Below are 16208 nucleotides of genomic sequence, written 5' to 3'. Positions count from 1 at the left end.
ACCGCCTCATCCCCAGCCCACGTTGACCGCTTCATCCCCAGCCGGGTCGGCGACCGGCCGCGGGGCGTAGCGGCGGCGACTGGCGTCCCGGAAGTTGACGCGTTCCTCGACGAGGCGTGCCTCGGTGAGGATCGAAAGTGCGCGTCTGACTGTCCGCTCGGGAAGCGGGATTTCTCGGCGATCGCCGCCGGTGTCAGCGGTAACTCTAGTTCCAGTACCTTCTAGACGAGTTTGGCGCTGGGCGATAGGTCCAGCAACCGATCGTAGCGCTCGGTAGGCGTCACGAATACGGTAGACTCTCACTCCAGTTCCTCGCCGATCACGGCGTGCAGATCGGCGATCGTCCCGGCGTCGTATGTCAGCGTGTCGTCGCCGATCGACAGCGAGAGCGTCCCCGATCCGTCGGCTTTGCCGATCGAGACGACCGGTGCAACGCCGTCGAAGGCGTCCCGGACGGCGTCCGGTTCGGCCGTCTCGATGACGGCTCGACCAGGCTGCTCGTGGTAGAGTGCGCCCGTGGGGTCGGTGACGTCGATCGAGACGTCCGCTCCCACCTCGTCGTGGACCATCTCGGCGAGGGCGACCGCCAGACCGCCGTGACTCACGTCGTGGACGGCCAGGGTCTCCTCGAAATCGGCGACGTCAGCCAGCGTCTCGATCAGCCCGGCGGGATCGTCGGGGAGTTCGGGGAATCGGTCGGTCCCGCCCTCGCTGGCGAGGAGTTGCGAGCCGCCGAGTCGCGGCTCGCTGTCACCGGCCAGTGCCAGATCGCCGACGAGTACGAGTGTCCCTTCGCCCGACAGCGACAGCGGCGGGGCGTCGTAGCCGTCCTTGGTGCCGACCATCGCCAGTGTCGGCGTCGGGGGGATCGGCCCCGTCGCGGAGTCGTTGTAAAGCGAGACGTTCCCGCCGACGACCGGGACCGAGAGGTCGGCACAGACGTCGGCCAGCCCATCCACGATGCCCTTGAACTCGCCGTAGACGTCGGGCTTCTCCGGATTACCGGCGTTCAGGCAGTCGACAGCGGCGAGCGGGGTAGCGCCCTTGGCCGCGATGTTGGTCGCGTTTTCTAGCCCTGCTGCTCGCGCTCCCTCGTAGGGAGCTGTCTCCGTCCAGGTCGGTTCCGCGCCGGCCGAGATCGCCAGCCCCGTCTCGCGGCTATCACCGCTCGACCGTTCCGCGGACCTCCGGTCCGCGCGCGCCTCCCGGATCGCAAGCAGGGCGGCGTCGTCACCCGGCGGGACCGCGGTCCGGACCTGGACTTCGTGGTCGTACTGGCGGTAGACCCAGCGCTTGCTCGCGGTGTTGGGATGGCCGACGACCGTTTCGAAGGCTACTTCGAGATCGATCTCGGGGCGATCGGGTTCGGGCTGGGTGGGTTCCTCGGCCGTCAGGTCCGCAAGCGGCGCGCCCTCGCCGACGAACTCGGCGGGGACGTCGACGACGACTTCGCCGTCCTTGGTGCAGACGTACCGGCCACCGGGAGTTACCTCGCCGATGACTGCCGACCCGAGGTCGTACCGTTCTGCGATCTCCTGCACGCGTTCGACGTTTTCCTCGCGAACCTCGTAGACGATCCGCTCCTGGGATTCCGACAACAGGAGCTCCGTCGCATTCAGGCCGGGCTCGCGCTGGTGGATCGCGTCGAGGTCGATCTCGGCGCCGAACCCGCCCTTGGCGACGAGTTCGCTGGAGGCCCCGCCCAGGCCGGCCGCACCGAGATCCCGGGCGGACTCGACGAGATCTTCCACGATCAACTGCTCGTTGGCCTCGATGAGTAGCTTCTCGCGGTAAGGGTTGCCGACCTGGACGGCGCCACGGTCTTCGGTCTCGGCGTCTTCCGCGATGTCCTCGCTGGCGAAGGAGGCCCCACCCAGGCCGTCCCGACCGGTCGAACTCCCGACGAGGACGAGTTTGTTCTCTGCCTCCTGGGCCTCGGCAGTGACGAGTCGATCGGCCGACAGCAGGCCGACACAGGCCACGTTCACCAGCGGGTTCTCCTCGTAATCCTCGTGAAAGGTGGTCGAACCCGCCACCGTGGGAACGCCGATGGAGTTGCCGTAATCCGAGATACCCTCGACGACGCCCTCCAGCAGGTACCGGGGATACTCCCGGTCGAAGTCACCGAAGTAAAGCGAGTCCGCCAGCGCGATCGGGAACGCGCCCATCGAGAGGATGTCCCGGACGATGCCGCCGACCCCCGTCGCCGCGCCGTCGTAGGGGTCGACGTAAGAGGGGTGGTTGTGACTCTCGATGCCCATCGCGAGGTAGGTATCTTCGGCCTCGGGGAGGGAGACGACACCGGCGTCGTCGCCCGGCGGGACGACGACGTGTTCGCCGTCGCTCTCGAAGGCGCCCAGAAGCGGGCGCGAAGAGCGATACGAACAGTGCTCGCTCCAGAGGTTCTCGAACAATGCCGCCTCCGGGGGCGTGGGATCGCGGCCGAGTTCCTCGATGACGACCGCGCGGTCCGAGTCCGATAGGGCCATTGGCGAGTCCTCGCCGCCCGGGCTGCTTATCGCTTACTATGCGCGCGTGACTGCTGTCGGCGCCCGGCTACGACACCGGATCGGTGCCGGTCGTGTCCGTCCCATCGTCGTCCTGTAGTTCGAACTGTTCGATGTACTCCCGGAGCTGGGCAGATTCCTGGGAGAGATTCCGGATCCGATTCGCGATTTCGGTGATCGCCGAGGCCTGCTGTTGGGCCGCCGCCGAGACGTTCTCCGCGATCTCGACTGTTTCCTGGCTCGATCCGCCGACCTCCTCGACCATGCTCACGACCTCTTCGGTGGAGGCGGCCTGTTCGTCGGTCGCGTCGTTGATCGATTGCACTCCATCGTTGGCGTCCTCGATCTGCTCGACGATCCGTTCGAACCGCTCGACTGTCGTCCGGACCGAGTCCCGTCCGTCCGTGATGTGGCCGTCCATCTCCCGGACATCCTCGACCGCGACGGCTGTCGTGTCCTGGACGCCCTCGATCAACTCCTCGATCTCCCGGGTCGCCGACTCCGTCTCGGCGGCGAGGCTCTTGATCTCGTCGGCGACGACGGCGAACCCCTCGCCGGCCTCGCCCGCCCGTGCAGCCTCGATGGAGGCGTTCAGCGCCAGCATATTGGTCTGCTCGGCGATTTCGTTGATCAGCGCGACGATCTCGCTGATCTCGACGACTTCCGACTCCAGTGCCTCGACCTCCTCGATGACGGCACTGGATTGGGTTTCGATCGCGTCCATCTCCTCGATCGTCCGCTCGGCGAGTTCGACGCCCTCCTCGCCGGCATCGACCGCCTCCGCCGACTGAGTGGCGACCGCCTCGGACGAGGAAGCGATCTCCTCGATGGTCGCCGAAAGGGACGTCATCTCGTCGACGACCTGCTGGATCGTGTCGTTCTGTTCGGTCGCGCGCTCGGAAATCCGCTGGACCGACGTACTCACGTCCTCGCTTGCCTCCGTGATCTCGGCGGCGCTCGTCTCGATCCCGGCGCTGGATTCGTCGACATCGTTCGCGAACGTTCGGATGCGGCGAAACGTCGATTCGAGGTCCTCGAGCAGGCGATTGAACTCCGCCGCGATCTCCGCCATCGCGTCCGCTTCGGTTTCCGCGTCGATCCGTTCGGTGAGGTCGCCGTTTGCAGCCGTCTCGACCGCGTTCCCGATCTCCTCAGCCTGTGAGGCGAGCGCCGTGGCCAACTGCTCGGCTTCCCGCCGGGACTGTTCGGCCTCCTCGCGGGCCTGCTCGACCTCTTCGACATAGTTCCGGAGATCAGTCCGCATCCTCTCGAGGGCGTCCCCGAGCTTTCCCGGGGTTTCCTCCTCGAAGACTGGGTCATCGAACTGCTGATCTGACAGCGCCTCGGCCTTCCTGGCGATTCCGTCCAGATAGGCCTTCGTCTCGACGAACGCGGCCCGCACCTGTCCCACTTCGTCGATGCGGTCGCCCCGCTCTATCTCGACGGAGAGGTCACCGTTAGCGATCGCGCTCGCCTGTGTTGCGAGTCGATTGAGCGATCGCATCGGGCCGTATCGTATCATCGCCCCGATCACGACGAGGCCGGCAAGGGCTGCCGCGATGAGGAAGACGATGTCGGTCTGGACGGCGTTCCGGACAGCGAGTGCCGCCGATTTGGGTGCCTCCTTCACGACGATCCAGTCCGCATTGGGCACCGCCGCGTACCCCACGACATTCGCGTCAGTCAGGAGCGTTCCGTTGACCGAGTCCTCCGCACCGACTGCGCGCTTTTCCAGCGTCGTATTCGTCTCCCCGCCGTAGGATGTCAGCAGATTCGAGGTGTTTTCGTCGAAAAGGACCATTCCGGTCGTCGCGCCGATGACGACTGTGTTCGTATCCCGGATCGAGCTACTGAACTGTTTTGCGTGGACGTTTGTCCGGATTACGGCGATGACGGCGTGTTCGCCGTCCGGCGTGGACGAAGCGAGCGCGACGGACGACCCGCTACCATCTTTATAAACATATGACTCGATCACGTCGCTGGTGTTCTCGAAGGCGAACCCGACGTTCGGATTCCACCAGATGTTCGTCGCGTTGAGCGAGGCGCCGGCGAGCGATCCGTTCGTGCTCGCGACGATGCGCTCGCTGTCCCGCTCGACGTAGTGCAACGCGACTGTCGCCGAGGACATCCGCTCGAGTTCCGCCCGCAACGTCTCCTGGGTCGCCTCCGGCGCGTCCGCATCGATCCCCCGATGGTTCGAGAGGACACGGACCTGATCTTTCTGTCCCTGTATCCACTGGCCGAGTGCCTTCGCCTCCAGCTGAGCGTTGGTTTCTACTGTCGCACGCTGCTGATCGGTGACTCGCTCCGAAACGCTTGCTTGCGTCGAGAACCCGATCCCTCCAACGAGGAGCATCACGAGCACGGCGACAAGCGCGATCTTTCTCGTATAACTCGTCCGTACAAAATCCGGTAAGAATTGTTCGATCATTATGTTTGATTACCCGACTAATTCAAATCCGTCTGAACCTGCTCGGGATTTCGCACATCCCTATAAAAACATAGGGACGTAATTATCGAACTTGAAAGGACAGTTCCGGAATCGCATATCGCTATTGGGGCCCAGATCCGTGGCGGATAATATAACGACGAGGGCGTCCCTAAGCGGGAATCGACGCACTTGAACCCACGGATCGGTCCTGTGATCCGCCCTCGGCAAAATTCGGCTCCGTTTCCCGAACGGAATCGGGGGGCAGTCACTGCTCGGCATCCGGTAGTCGCGGCTCTTCATGCTCTTCTATTGCAACTGGCGCAGCGACGAGCCCCGGTCGTGTTTCACTCGACGATGATCGCACCTTTCATCCCGTTGATGCGGTGGGGGATACAGACGTAGAGGTAGGCGCCCGGTTCTTCGAAGGTGTGCTCGTAGGTCTCGCTACTGCTGGTGATCGCAGTACCGCTGTCCAGCGGATCACGGTCGTCCTTCGAGACGACGTTGTGAGCGCCGCCGCGGCCGTTCCACTCCCAGACGACGGTCGTCCCCTGACTGACCGCGGCGACGGCGGGATCGAAGGCGTAGTTGGCGCCGTTGCCCTGCGCGCCGACCGTGACGGAGACCTCGTCGGCGTCGGTCCGGTCGACGCCCGTGCCGTCGAAGTTACTCGTATTCGAGAGGTACTCCTCGACCGACGCCGGGATGTCCGTATATTCGGGATATTGACTCTCGGTTTCGGTGCTCGAACCGCTCGAACAGCCGGCCAGAGAGCCTACTGCGAGGCCGGCCCCGAGCGTAGAGAGGAACTGCCGTCTGCGTTCCATAGTGGGGAGTCGGGACTCGTCGCTGAAAACCGCGTCGGGATGGGACGCTCCGGTCGTCGGCAGACGTCGCTGTTCCCCACGCGGAACCGCAAGCGATCAGGGTGAAAAACCCTCGCGGGCGTTGTCGGCGTACAGCGCGTAGAGGACGACCACGAATCCCAGCGCGGTGAAGGCACTGTCGATTCCGACGCTCGCGTCGAAGCTGAACGCGCCGAACTGGTGGAGCGCACCGCCGAGCAGGGAGCCCAGAGCGACCAGCGCCAGTCCGATCATGAGCGTGCACAGAGAGGGCGAGCCGGTCCGCCGGTAGGCCCGAAAGGCGAGATACGCGAGGATACCCGTACAGCCAAGGACGATCATCTCGGCCGCGGTGACGATGACGACACTGCTTTGCATTCTCTGGTTCTGTATGAACGTGTGAATGCAGTGGGGATATAATCGCCAGCGGATTTCCACGTCGTGGGAAACGATCACAAAACCGACGCCGCCGAAAACTGAGGTCCAGGGAGACGTTCAATCGCCGGTGTAAAGCGAGTAGACGATGACTGCGAAGCCACCAGCTGTCAACGTCGACTCCAGTAACAGTGTCTGTTGGATCGGTAATTCCACGATCAGATCGCTGATGCCCGCCAGTAATGCACCTAACGTCACGATGGCAAAGCCGAGCGCGAGGGCACCGAGCGACTGCGAGTGCGTTCGCCGGTAAGCCCGGTAGGCCAGGAACGTGATCAAGCCACCCAGCAGCAGGGTGAGCGTCTTCAGTGCGATGACCGTTATCGAGACGTGTGGACTCATGTTTCCTTGCGCACCTCCGACCACAGGTTCTCCAAGCGTTCGTCGGCTGTCCGGGCCCGACGGGCGATCTGGACCTCACACTCGCGGTCCTCCGAGAGGCCGATGATGACCTCCTCGAAAGCCACCTCGTACGTCGAGGCGTGCTGACCGTCAGGCCTGATCTCGACGCCTTCGGTCAGCAGCGACGCCTCGGTTAGCAGATCGAGTTTCCGGTAGGTCGTCGAGAGCGGGATGTCGCTCGCCTCCGAGATCTCCGACGCCGTCATGGGTTCGTCCAGTTCCTCGACGATCCGCCGACATTCCGGATCGTCCAGCGCGTCCAGTACGTCCTGGAGATCGGGCGCCTCGTCGGCGGCGAACGGATCGCGGACCATTTCATTCCGGCCCTCCCCGTCTCGGGGATCCGGCGATGGCGGTCTCACACGATCGTCGCGAGGGAAGCATATCTCCCTCTGGGCGCTTCTGTGGAATTTGTGTTTCGGTTTCCCCCGTGGCCCCGCCGCCCGTCCGAACACGTTCGCCAGTCGATTGATCGGGCTGTAGCCAAGGATTTTAGGTATGCCTAATTCAGACGGCATCCTGGCGACGACGCGGCGGCGACTGCTCGGCGCGATCGGTGCGGGCGGGGCGGCGTCGGTGGCTGGCTGTCTGGCCGCGCCGGACGCGGGTGAGGTAGCGGAAGAGACGACTACGACGCCCCGGCCCGCCCGCGAGACCGACGCCGAGAGCGTGGCGGCCGATCCGACCGACGTTCCTGACCCGATCGATCGGGACGAACCCACGACTCACGAGATCACGCTCGAAGTCGAGGAGGTCACCGCCGAGATCGAACCCGGGGTGACCTTCGATTACATGACCTTCGGTGGGCAGGTCCCGGGGCCGATGTATCGGGTCCGTCGCGGTGACACCGTCGAGTTCACGATGGAGAACCTGCCCGACAATGCCATGGTTCACAACGTGGACTTCCACGCGATCTACGGCACGGGCGGGGGTTCGGTCGCGACCAACGCCGCGCCGGGCGCGGAGAACAAGATGCGCTTCCGGGCGGAGTATCCGGGCGCGTACATCTATCACTGTGCCGTGCCGAACCTCGATTACCACATCAGTGCTGGCATGTTCGGACTGATCCTCGTCGAACCTGAGGATGGCCTCCCCGAGGTGGATCACGAGTTCTACTTCGGCCAGCATGACGTCTACACCGACCTGCCGACCGGCCAGAAGGGCCACCACGCCTTCGACATGGCGTCGATGGCCGCCGAGAACCCCTCTTACGTCCTGCTCAACGGCGAGAAGTACGCCTACGCCGCCGATCGCTACGGTCCCCTGGAGGTCGAGGTCGGGGACACCGCTCGCGTCTACATGGTCACCGGCGGGCCGAACCTCACCTCGAACTTCCACCCGATCGGCAACGTCTGGAGCGAGGCCTGGCCCAACGGCGCGGTCGCCTCCCGACCCGACGAGTTCGTCCAGACGATGGCGGTCCCGCCGGGCAGTTGTTTCGTCGGCACGATGAAGTTCCCCGTGCCCGAACGCGTGAAACTGGTCGATCACGCACTCTCGCGGGTCGCCCGCAAGGGCCTCATGGCCGAGATCGACGTTCTCGGCGAGGAACAACCCGACACGTTCGACCCCGGCTTCGACGGGACCGACCACGAAGATCCCCATTACGAGTGAATTGCTCGCGACTCCGACTGACTTACCTCGGTCGTGTTCCGCCACCCACATCGTTAAATAATTCTGATGGATACACCAACAACCGGAATATATTGCTGGTTCCTTCACTCCTGTTTCCGGGGTAGAAGGCGCCTATCGGCCGTGTCGACCGACCCGACCCGTTCCCAATCCTTGAGAATTCGCGGGAATCGTTTGTAGGTTTACGGAGAAGTGTGGGGCAATGACGGACGACGCGAACACGTTCGAGAAGGTTGAGCGGCCCCGCGGACGACAGTCCCGCGAGTGGGAAGTCTTCGCCCGCGAGTCGGCTGCGGAGCCGCTCAGACACGTCGGCAGCGTCACAGCTGACGATCGGGAGACAGCACACGAACAGGCCACGACGCTGTTCGAGGACCCTGTCGCACTGTGGCTCACCCCTGCGGAGGCGGTGGCCCGATACACCGATCCGGCACTGAGGCCGGGTGAGACGGCATGATCCCGGTCAGCACGCTCCTCGGGACCGAGAACGACGAGGCAACGACCGCGATCCCTCAGGAATCGACGCGCGGGGCGACCGTCGTCTGGCACGTCACCGGCGGAGACAACCTCGAGTGTGCCTACCGTGATGCGGCCGGTCCGGGGCGTGCCGAAGGCGAATTGACGACGGCCGAAGCAAAGGGATTCATCGACGATCTGGCCGATTACGGCGTCGAAGTCCTGCGGGTTGCCGGTGGGGAACCTCTTTTGCGTGAGGACTTGTCCGAACTGATCGCCTATGCGACCGATTTGGGACTGGAGGCCGTCATCGAAACGAACGGCACGCTGCTGACAGCAGAGAAGAGCGAGGCGCTCGCCGATGCCGGCCTCTCTTATGCCGCCGTCGCTGTCGACGGTCTCCCGGATCGCCACGACGAGATCTGGGGCCGGGAAGGTGCGTTCGACGACGCCCTCGCCGGCATTGAGGCTGCCCAGGCTGCGGACCTGCCGGTCGCGGTCCGATTTACCATCACCGACGCGAACGCGGCCGACATGGAGGAAGTTCTCGACATGCTGGCCCTCGAAGGCATCGAGCGCTTCGAGTTCGCTCACCTGGAATACGACGACAACGATGTCATGGATCTCGACGTCGATCACGACGCCCGTCGCCGGGCCGTCCGGCGGGTCTGTGAGCTAACGCTTGACGCCCACGAGCGCGGTCACGAAATCGAGACAGTGCTTTCGGGTAACTACGCCGACGCCGGCTACGTCTATCAGTACGCTCTGGACGAACTCGGCGAAGAACGGGCCGCGTCAGTCCGGGAGACCTTAGAGGACATCGGCGGGGATCAGGCTGGCGACGCGATCGCCGACGTCGACTATCAGGGCAACGTCCACCTCACGCCCCACTGGCAGCGCTACGCGCTGGGAAACGTCCGGGACCGCCCGTTCAGCGCCATCTGGGAGGACGAATCCAACCCGATCCTGCGGAAACTCCGCGATCGGGAGGATCACGTTCCCGACCGGTGTCCGGACTGCGATTACTACGCTATGTGTCGCGGCGGCTCGCGCCACCGCGCGCTCGCAGCGACGGGCGACCTCTGGGCGCGTGACCCACAGTGTTACCTGACCGACGAGGAGATCGGTCTCGAAGATCCGGCTTCGGCGGACTGAGCGGGAACGCGATCCCGGTCGCGGCGACCCTGTCCGGACCGTCGTGTTGGTCTTCCGGGGGGAATCGCCGGAGACCGGGGGCCTTTTTGTGCTGCCCGGTCAACCGGGAGTCGTGCTCTCCGTCGAGTTACACGCCCACTCGTCGCTGTCCTACGACGGCCGCGATCCCGTCGAGGATTTGCTCGCCCGGGCCAAGACAGCCGGACTCGACGCCCTGGCGGTGACCGACCACGACGAGATCGACGCGAGCCTCCGGGCGGCAGAACTCGCACCGGAGTACGGCCTGCTCGGCATTCCCGGCATGGAAGTGACCAGCGCAGCCGGTCACGTCCTCGCGCTCGGCGTCGAGGAGCGGATCCCCGAGGGGCTGCCCTTCGGCGAAACCCTCGACCGCGTTCACGATCTGGGGGGTATCGCCGTTGTTCCTCATCCATTTCAGGAATCCCGAAGCGGCGTCATGGCGAAGATATCGCGGGTCGAACTGGCGCGGGCGGACGCCATCGAGGTGTACAACTCCCGGCTGCTCACTGGGATGGCCAACCGCCAGGCCAGGACGTTCGCCCGCGAGCACGGTATCCCCCAGACCGCCGGCAGCGACGCCCACATCAGCGAGATGGTCGGGCGGGCCGTCACGCTGGTCGACGCCGACGAGCGGTCCGTGGATTCCATTCTTTCGGCCATCGTCGACGGCCGAACGCAAACCGACGGGCGACGGACACCCTGGCATATCAGCTTCCGACAGGCTGCCGGCGGAGCCAAACGCCGTATCCACAATCGCCTCGCCTCGTTTCTGGAGTGACAATGGTTCGTGGTCCGAGTGACGAATCGACGCCGACGTTGCGAGGAGGTGACCCCGACATCGTCCGACCGGCGATCGAGACAGGTGAGTCGCTTCCGGGGACACGCGGGTTCGCCGGCGAGATCGACGGCCGTCTCGTCCGGGACGTCCTCGGTCGCCAGCCGCTCTTTTTCGAGGGCGACGACCCCGACGAGTGGGCGTTCGACCGAACGAATCTGACCGATCCTACGCCGCTGCCCGCGGGTCACGTCGTCGATCCGGACGAGACCCGACGGGAAGTCTGGTCGCTTCCCGATCCTGTTCGTGGCGGATCGCCGGCGGTCGCGGAACTTGGCGAGGCGATCGACGCATCCCTCGGGAGTGTCGACACTGACGGGTTGGCAGTCGCGTTCTCCGGCGGCGTCGACTCGGCACTTCTGGCCGCCCGGCTGGACGTCCCGCTGTACGTCGCGGGATTTCCCGACAGTCACGACGTGAAAGCGGCACGGGAATCCGCCCGGCTACTCGATCGCGAGGTTCGCGTCGTCGAACTCGACCACGATACGCTCGTCGACGCCGTCCCGGCGGTCGTCCGGGCGACGGGCCGGACGAACGCCATGGACGTCGGGATCGCGTTGCCGCTCTATCTGATCGCCGAACGGGCGGTAGCCGACGGGTTCGAGCGGCTGGCGGTCGGCCAGGGCGCTGACGAGCTATTCGGCGGCTACGCGAAGGTGGCCGGGGCGCCCGAGGATCCCCGCGTCGAGGCCGACACGGTACGCGGTGCCCGCCGAGAGGTACTCTGCTCGTTACCTGCACAACTCGAACGGGATGTCCTCGCGCTACGTGACGCGGGCGTCGAACCCGTCGCGCCGTTGCTCGACGATCGGGTCGTGCGTGTGGCGCTGTCACTTCCCGGGACGCTACTGGTTTCGGATCGTGACGAGCGCAAGTACGCACTCCGACTGGCGGCTCGGGAGTGGCTGCCGGATCGAGTGGCTTTCCGGGAGAAGAAAGCCCTCCAGTACGGCAGTCTGGTCGCCCGCGAACTCGACCGGCTGGCGAGGCAGTCGGGGTTCAAACGGCGGATGGACGATCACGTCACGCAGTACGTCGAGTCGCTCGTCGGATGAACGTGCCGGGGAAAACAGCTTCCGGACGCCCATCTCTCATAAAGCGTGTCGGCAGTTATCGGATTACGGGAATCACTCACAGGGTCAAGTGCGGTCCATGGGTAGTTACGACCGCAATGGCAGACTACGATTTTGCGGGCAAGACCGCAGTGGTGACCGGCGCTGCGTCGGGTATCGGACGTGAGACGGCGATCCAGTTCGCCGAGGCCGGGGCGAACGTCGTCGTCACGGACGTTGATGACGAGCGCGGCGAAGACGTGGCGAGCGAGATCAACGAGGAGACGGACAGCGAGGCCGTTTTCGTCCACGTCGACGTCACCGACATGGACGACGTCGAGGTGATGGTCGAGACCGCAGTCGACGAGTTCGGAGGACTGGATATCGCGTTCAACAACGCTGGGATCGGTGGGCCAGAAGCCTACGCTGGTGACGTCGAGGAGGACGAGTGGCTGGCGACGATCGGCGTGAACCTGAACGGCGTCTGGCGGGCGCTGAAGGCCGAACTCGACGTCATGACCGACCAGGACGACGGTGGAGCGATCGTCAACATGTCTTCGGTCCTCGGGCAGGTCGGCTTCGAGGGATCCTCGGCGTACGTCGCCGCCAAACACGGCGTCCTCGGGCTGACAAAGACCGCGGCCTGGGAGTACGCTGGCGAAGACGTCCGCGTCAACGCGATCTGTCCCGGGTTCATCGAGACGCCGCTGCTCGACGAGGCCGGCATCACCACCAACGAAGACATGCACGATCAGATCGCCGGCATGCACTCCCAGCAGCGTCTGGGCAAGCCCGAGGAGATCGCCGACGCTGTGCTGTGGCTCTGCTCCGAGGGTGCGTCGTTCACCAACGGCGAGGCACTGACGGTCGACAGCGGCTTCACCGGTCGCTGACGGACGGTCGGGTTCAGTGTTCCCCGGGCCGCGACGTCTCGAATCACAGTCGAAACGACGTCGACGTCGCGTCGGGCTCGCGACCCGCACGGAACGGACAGCCTTCGAGAAAACCAGACTGGTCGAACCGTTCTCGGAGCTGACTGACTCGCGACCAGCGACGAAACTCCTTACAGGATATATAAATGGACTGATATTCGCGGGGGAAGCGGCCGTCCTGAGACGGTCCAGTCGGTCGTTGCTGTGGCGTTGGTCTTTATATATCTCGTGTGAGAATAGCAGACAGGGATTCATCAGTCATGAGTGTCCCGACCGACTCGATGGTCGTGCTCCACGTCGACGACGATGTCGAGTTCACGACGGTGGCCGCGGAACTGCTCGAGGACGAGTCGGATCGCCTCACCGTCGAGACGGTCAGTGACGCCGAGACCGGGTTGGCACAGCTCGACGGGGGTGATTTCGACTGCGTCGTCTCCGATTACGAGATGCCAGGTCGGGATGGGATCGCGTTCCTCGAAACCGTGCGCGAGGACTATCCCGATCTTCCGTTCATCCTCTTTACGGGCAAGGGTAGCGAGGAGATCGCGAGCGAGGCCATCTCCGCGGGCGTCACGGATTACCTCCAGAAGGGGGGCGGGGTCGATCAGTACGCGATTCTGGCCAACCGGATCGAGAACGCCGTCGAACGACGGCGTGCACGGGTCCGACAGCGACAGGCCGAGCGTCGCTTCCGAGCTATCTTCGACGATCCGGACAAACTCATCTCCGTGGTCACCCCGGACGGCCGAATTCGACAGATCAACGATACGACGATGACCTACGTCGACGCCGATCGCGAGGACGTGATCGACGAGCCCTTCTGGGAGACGCCGTGGTGGAGCGAGGTCGAACGCTCCGAGGCGAGGGAACTCACCCAGCGCGTGGCGGACGGCGAGTACGTCGAGTTCGAGATCGAACGATCGCCGCCGGGCCGGGACCGGTATGTCCTCTCGGGGACCGTCAGGCCGGTTACCGACGAGTCGGGGTCGGTCGTCGCGTTCGTCGCCTCAGCGCGGGACGTGACGGAAGAGGTGGAACGCAAACGTGAACTTCGGCGCTACGAGCGGATGGTCAACACCATGCAGGAGGCCGCCTGTATCTACGACGCGGACGGCCGTTTCGCGCTCGTCAACGAGTACCTGGCCGACTTTTACGGTACCACCCGCGAGAGACTAGAAGGGAGGGAGAGCAATCTCCTCCCGAAGGTGCGGGCACAGTACACGGACGATCCCTTCGCCGAACTGCTCGCGGGCGAACGCGAGGAGGTCCACGGGGAAGTCGACGGAGAGTTCCCCGGTCACGGCCACGAGGCCCTGGAGTACCGGCTGACGCCGTTCCGGATCGACGGCGAGATAGAGGGTGTCGTCGGCGTCACCCACGAGATCACCGAGTTGAAGGAGCGCGAGCGGACGCTACAGCGACAGAACGAGCGTCTCGATCAGTTTGCCAGCTTCGTCGCCCACGACCTCCGAAACCCCCTGAACGTCGCGACGGGACGGTTGACCCTGGCGGCCGAGGAATGTGACAGCGACCACCTCGCGAACGTCTCGGACGCGCTCGATCGTATGGAGGCACTGATCGAGGACCTCCTCACGTTCGCTCGGGAAGGCCAGCCGGTCGAGGCGGTAGAACCCGTCGCGCTCCGCCCTGTTTTCGAAGAACGCTGGCGAGTTCTCCCGACGGAAGAAGCGAACCTGCGGGTCGAGACGGACGTCACGATCCGGGCGGCCCCCGACCGACTCGCCCAATTACTCGAAAATCTGATCGACAACGCCGTCACACACGGCGGCTCGACCGTGACGATCACCGTCGGCGACGTCGACGAGGGAAGCGGCTTTTTCGTGGCCGACGACGGTCCCGGAATCGCGCCGGAGGACAGGGAGACTGTCTTCGAGGCCGGCTACTCGACGACCGACGAGGGGACAGGGTTCGGTCTCAGTATCGTCGCGGAGATCGCCGACGCCCACGGATGGGACGTGACCGTGACCGACAGCGAGTCCGGCGGCGCGCGATTCGAGTTCACTGACGTCAACGTGACCTGAGCCCCGCCATCCCAGTGAGACGGCACGTCGACGACGGTCAGGCGTCCGAAGAACGACCGTGACATCCGCGGACCGTCGACAATCGCCACTCCCGCGAGCGACGCCTATTTTCGGACCGATCACCAAAGATCGAGTGATGGCCGGCCTGGATCCTTTCCGCGATCGGCTCCACGTACCGTCACTTCACCCGGACCGGACCGTGTTGGCGCTCGTCATCTTCGTCGTACTGTTCGCGCAAGTTCTCCTCTATCCGGGCGTTGCTGACCTTGTCGAGCGACTCGGCGCAACGCGTGGGCTCGACGCAAGCACCTGGTTCTTGGCCGTCGAGTTCCTCGCGTTCGTCGTCTTTGCCGGGCTGTGGGGCGCTTTGAGTGACCGCGTCGGTCGTCGCGCCCCGTTCGTCGTCTTCGGGGCGATCGGTAGCGCGATCGGCTACGCAGCGATCGCCGTCCTGGGTGGCAACAGCCTGCTTTCTTTCGAGGGTGTCCTCGTTCTCCGGTTCCTCCAGGGAACACTGACAGTGGCTGCCTTTTCGCTGGCGATGACGATGTTGACGGATCTGGACGGGGGACACGGCCGGAACATGGGGGCGGCCGGGATCGCTATCGGCCTGGGGACGGCGCTTGGCGCGCCCGTCGGCGGTGGGCTGTCCGCCATCGGAACCGTCCTCCCACTGTGGGTGGCCAGTGGCGGCCTGTTGCTCGCAGGACTCCTCGCGCTGGGGCTCGAAGACCGGGGACCATCGGGTCACGAGTTGAGCTTGCGGTCGGTTGTCGAGCGAGTACGTGCCAGCCCGGCACTCGGGTATCCCTTCGCCTTCGGATTCGTCGACCGACTCACGGCGGGCTTTTTCGCGTTGATCGGGACGGCGTACTTCCGGGACACGTTCGGGCTAGACGCCCCTGCAGCGGGGATCATGCTTGGTCTCTTTTTCGCCCCCTTCGCCCTGCTGCAGTACCCCCTGGGTGTGTTTTCGGACACTGTGGGTCGGAAACGTCCGATCGTACTCGGGTCGTTCTCATATGGGATCGCCATCCTGGCGGTGTATTTTGCACCGACACCGCTGATGGCCGGCGGATTGATGGTTGTCCTCGGGATCTTCGGTGCACTCATCTCCCCGGCGACGATGGCGTTGGTGGGCGACTTGGCGGGGCCAACCGATCGCGGCGTCGCCATGGGCGGGTTCAACCTCTTTGGTAACCTGGGTTTTCTCGCCGGCATGGTCGTCGGGAGTGTCCTCACCACCGCGATCGGGTACGCCCCCGCGTTCCTGACTGTCGGTGTACTGGAAGCCGGGATCGTCGTCGTGGCTCTCCCGCGATTCCTGAAACTCGAACTGCCCGAGACGCAGGTCTTCGGCGGGTGACGGAAACGACCGATCTCGCTGTCTACGACGCGAACGGCGTTTCGGCGGCGTTCGTATATTGCGTCACGAATATACGGCTTGGTTGTGAGTTTCACTC

General features: G+C 64.6%; 15 protein-coding genes. 8 read left to right on the top strand and 7 right to left on the bottom strand.

The window, feature by feature from the left end; translation table 11 throughout:
* Positions 1-6: 6 nt before the first annotated feature.
* The 7 genes from E3374_RS08690 to E3374_RS08660 form a co-directional block, all read right to left on the bottom strand.
* Positions 7-303: a helix-turn-helix domain-containing protein gene (locus E3374_RS08690; protein ID WP_248299428.1), complete on the bottom strand. Its 297-nt coding sequence runs from the start codon at positions 301-303 to the stop codon at positions 7-9.
* Positions 300-2489, bottom strand: a complete 2190-nt coding sequence (gene purL, locus E3374_RS08685; protein WP_136688690.1) for a phosphoribosylformylglycinamidine synthase subunit PurL — start codon at positions 2487-2489, stop codon at positions 300-302. The genes E3374_RS08690 and purL overlap by 4 nt, the downstream gene beginning before the upstream one ends.
* Positions 2490-2556: 67 nt before the next feature.
* A complete protein-coding gene (locus tag E3374_RS08680) occupies positions 2557-4863 on the bottom strand; it encodes a methyl-accepting chemotaxis protein (protein ID WP_169051812.1) in 2307 nt (768 codons plus the stop codon).
* A 419-nt stretch (positions 4864-5282) separates the two neighbouring features.
* Complete coding sequence (locus E3374_RS08675; protein ID WP_136688688.1) at positions 5283-5765, bottom strand: halocyanin domain-containing protein; 483 nt, start codon at positions 5763-5765, stop codon at positions 5283-5285.
* A 96-nt stretch (positions 5766-5861) separates the two neighbouring features.
* The gene (locus E3374_RS08670; RefSeq protein ID WP_136688687.1) at positions 5862-6161 is read right to left on the bottom strand and encodes a DUF7521 family protein; all 300 of its coding nucleotides are present in this window, start codon (positions 6159-6161) and stop codon (positions 5862-5864) included.
* Between the two features lie 117 nt (positions 6162-6278).
* Positions 6279-6560, bottom strand: a complete 282-nt coding sequence (locus E3374_RS08665) for a DUF7521 family protein (RefSeq protein WP_136688686.1) — start codon at positions 6558-6560, stop codon at positions 6279-6281.
* A complete protein-coding gene (locus E3374_RS08660) occupies positions 6557-6934 on the bottom strand; it encodes a winged helix-turn-helix domain-containing protein (protein ID WP_136688685.1) in 378 nt (125 codons plus the stop codon). The genes E3374_RS08665 and E3374_RS08660 overlap by 4 nt, the downstream gene beginning before the upstream one ends.
* A gap of 184 nt (positions 6935-7118) precedes the next feature.
* Here E3374_RS08660 and nirK point away from each other — a divergent pair, with 184 nt between their 5' ends.
* The 8 genes from nirK (at position 7119) to E3374_RS08620 (ending at position 16111) form a co-directional block, all read left to right on the top strand.
* Entirely contained in the window at positions 7119-8234 is a 1116-nt protein-coding gene (gene nirK, locus E3374_RS08655; protein ID WP_211194935.1) for a copper-containing nitrite reductase, read from the top strand.
* A gap of 220 nt (positions 8235-8454) precedes the next feature.
* Entirely contained in the window at positions 8455-8709 is a 255-nt protein-coding gene (locus E3374_RS08650) for an Htur_1727 family rSAM-partnered candidate RiPP (RefSeq protein WP_136688684.1), read from the top strand.
* Positions 8706-9863, top strand: coding sequence for a TIGR04347 family pseudo-SAM/SPASM protein (locus E3374_RS08645; protein WP_136688683.1), 1158 nt, complete (start codon positions 8706-8708; stop codon positions 9861-9863). The genes E3374_RS08650 and E3374_RS08645 overlap by 4 nt, the downstream gene beginning before the upstream one ends.
* A 112-nt stretch (positions 9864-9975) precedes the next feature.
* Positions 9976-10662: a PHP domain-containing protein gene (locus E3374_RS08640; RefSeq protein WP_136688682.1), complete on the top strand. Its 687-nt coding sequence runs from the start codon at positions 9976-9978 to the stop codon at positions 10660-10662.
* 38 nt (positions 10663-10700) lie between these two features.
* Positions 10701-11774 carry an asparagine synthase C-terminal domain-containing protein gene (locus E3374_RS08635; RefSeq protein WP_136688796.1) on the top strand — a complete coding sequence of 358 codons (1074 nt, stop codon included), beginning with the start codon at positions 10701-10703 and terminating at the stop codon, positions 11772-11774.
* A gap of 116 nt (positions 11775-11890) precedes the next feature.
* Entirely contained in the window at positions 11891-12664 is a 774-nt protein-coding gene (locus tag E3374_RS08630; RefSeq protein ID WP_136688681.1) for an SDR family NAD(P)-dependent oxidoreductase, read from the top strand.
* A 299-nt stretch (positions 12665-12963) separates the two neighbouring features.
* Positions 12964-14745: a hybrid sensor histidine kinase/response regulator gene (locus E3374_RS08625; RefSeq protein ID WP_136688680.1), complete on the top strand. Its 1782-nt coding sequence runs from the start codon at positions 12964-12966 to the stop codon at positions 14743-14745.
* Between the two features lie 136 nt (positions 14746-14881).
* Positions 14882-16111 (top strand): MFS transporter, encoded by a 1230-nt coding sequence (locus E3374_RS08620; RefSeq protein ID WP_136688679.1) that lies wholly within the window; start codon positions 14882-14884, stop codon positions 16109-16111.
* The last annotated feature ends 97 nt before the right edge of the window (positions 16112-16208 follow it).

It is taken from the genome of Halorhabdus amylolytica (assembly GCF_004944975.1).
GTDB classification, from domain to species: domain Archaea; phylum Halobacteriota; class Halobacteria; order Halobacteriales; family Haloarculaceae; genus Halorhabdus; species Halorhabdus amylolytica.
Note: the sequence above shows the minus strand (reverse complement) of the source record. Positions and strands in the feature narration are given on the sequence as shown.

Bases quoted from the DNA above. Each gene is read 5' to 3' on its own strand.
- purL (WP_136688690.1), bottom strand. From the start codon at position 2,489: ATGGCCCTATCGGACTCGGACCGCGCGGTCGTCATCGAGGAACTCGGC.
- E3374_RS08680 (WP_169051812.1), bottom strand. From the start codon at position 4,863: ATGCTCCTCGTTGGAGGGATCGGGTTCTCGACGCAAGCAAGCGTTTCG.
- E3374_RS08675 (WP_136688688.1), bottom strand. From the start codon at position 5,765: ATGGAACGCAGACGGCAGTTCCTCTCTACGCTCGGGGCCGGCCTCGCA.
- E3374_RS08670 (WP_136688687.1), bottom strand. From the start codon at position 6,161: ATGCAAAGCAGTGTCGTCATCGTCACCGCGGCCGAGATGATCGTCCTT.
- E3374_RS08665 (WP_136688686.1), bottom strand. From the start codon at position 6,560: ATGAGTCCACACGTCTCGATAACGGTCATCGCACTGAAGACGCTCACC.
- E3374_RS08660 (WP_136688685.1), bottom strand. From the start codon at position 6,934: ATGGTCCGCGATCCGTTCGCCGCCGACGAGGCGCCCGATCTCCAGGAC.
- nirK (WP_211194935.1), top strand. From the start codon at position 7,119: ATGCCTAATTCAGACGGCATCCTGGCGACGACGCGGCGGCGACTGCTC.
- E3374_RS08650 (WP_136688684.1), top strand. From the start codon at position 8,455: ATGACGGACGACGCGAACACGTTCGAGAAGGTTGAGCGGCCCCGCGGA.
- E3374_RS08645 (WP_136688683.1), top strand. From the start codon at position 8,706: ATGATCCCGGTCAGCACGCTCCTCGGGACCGAGAACGACGAGGCAACG.
- E3374_RS08630 (WP_136688681.1), top strand. From the start codon at position 11,891: ATGGCAGACTACGATTTTGCGGGCAAGACCGCAGTGGTGACCGGCGCT.
- E3374_RS08625 (WP_136688680.1), top strand. From the start codon at position 12,964: ATGAGTGTCCCGACCGACTCGATGGTCGTGCTCCACGTCGACGACGAT.
- E3374_RS08620 (WP_136688679.1), top strand. From the start codon at position 14,882: ATGGCCGGCCTGGATCCTTTCCGCGATCGGCTCCACGTACCGTCACTT.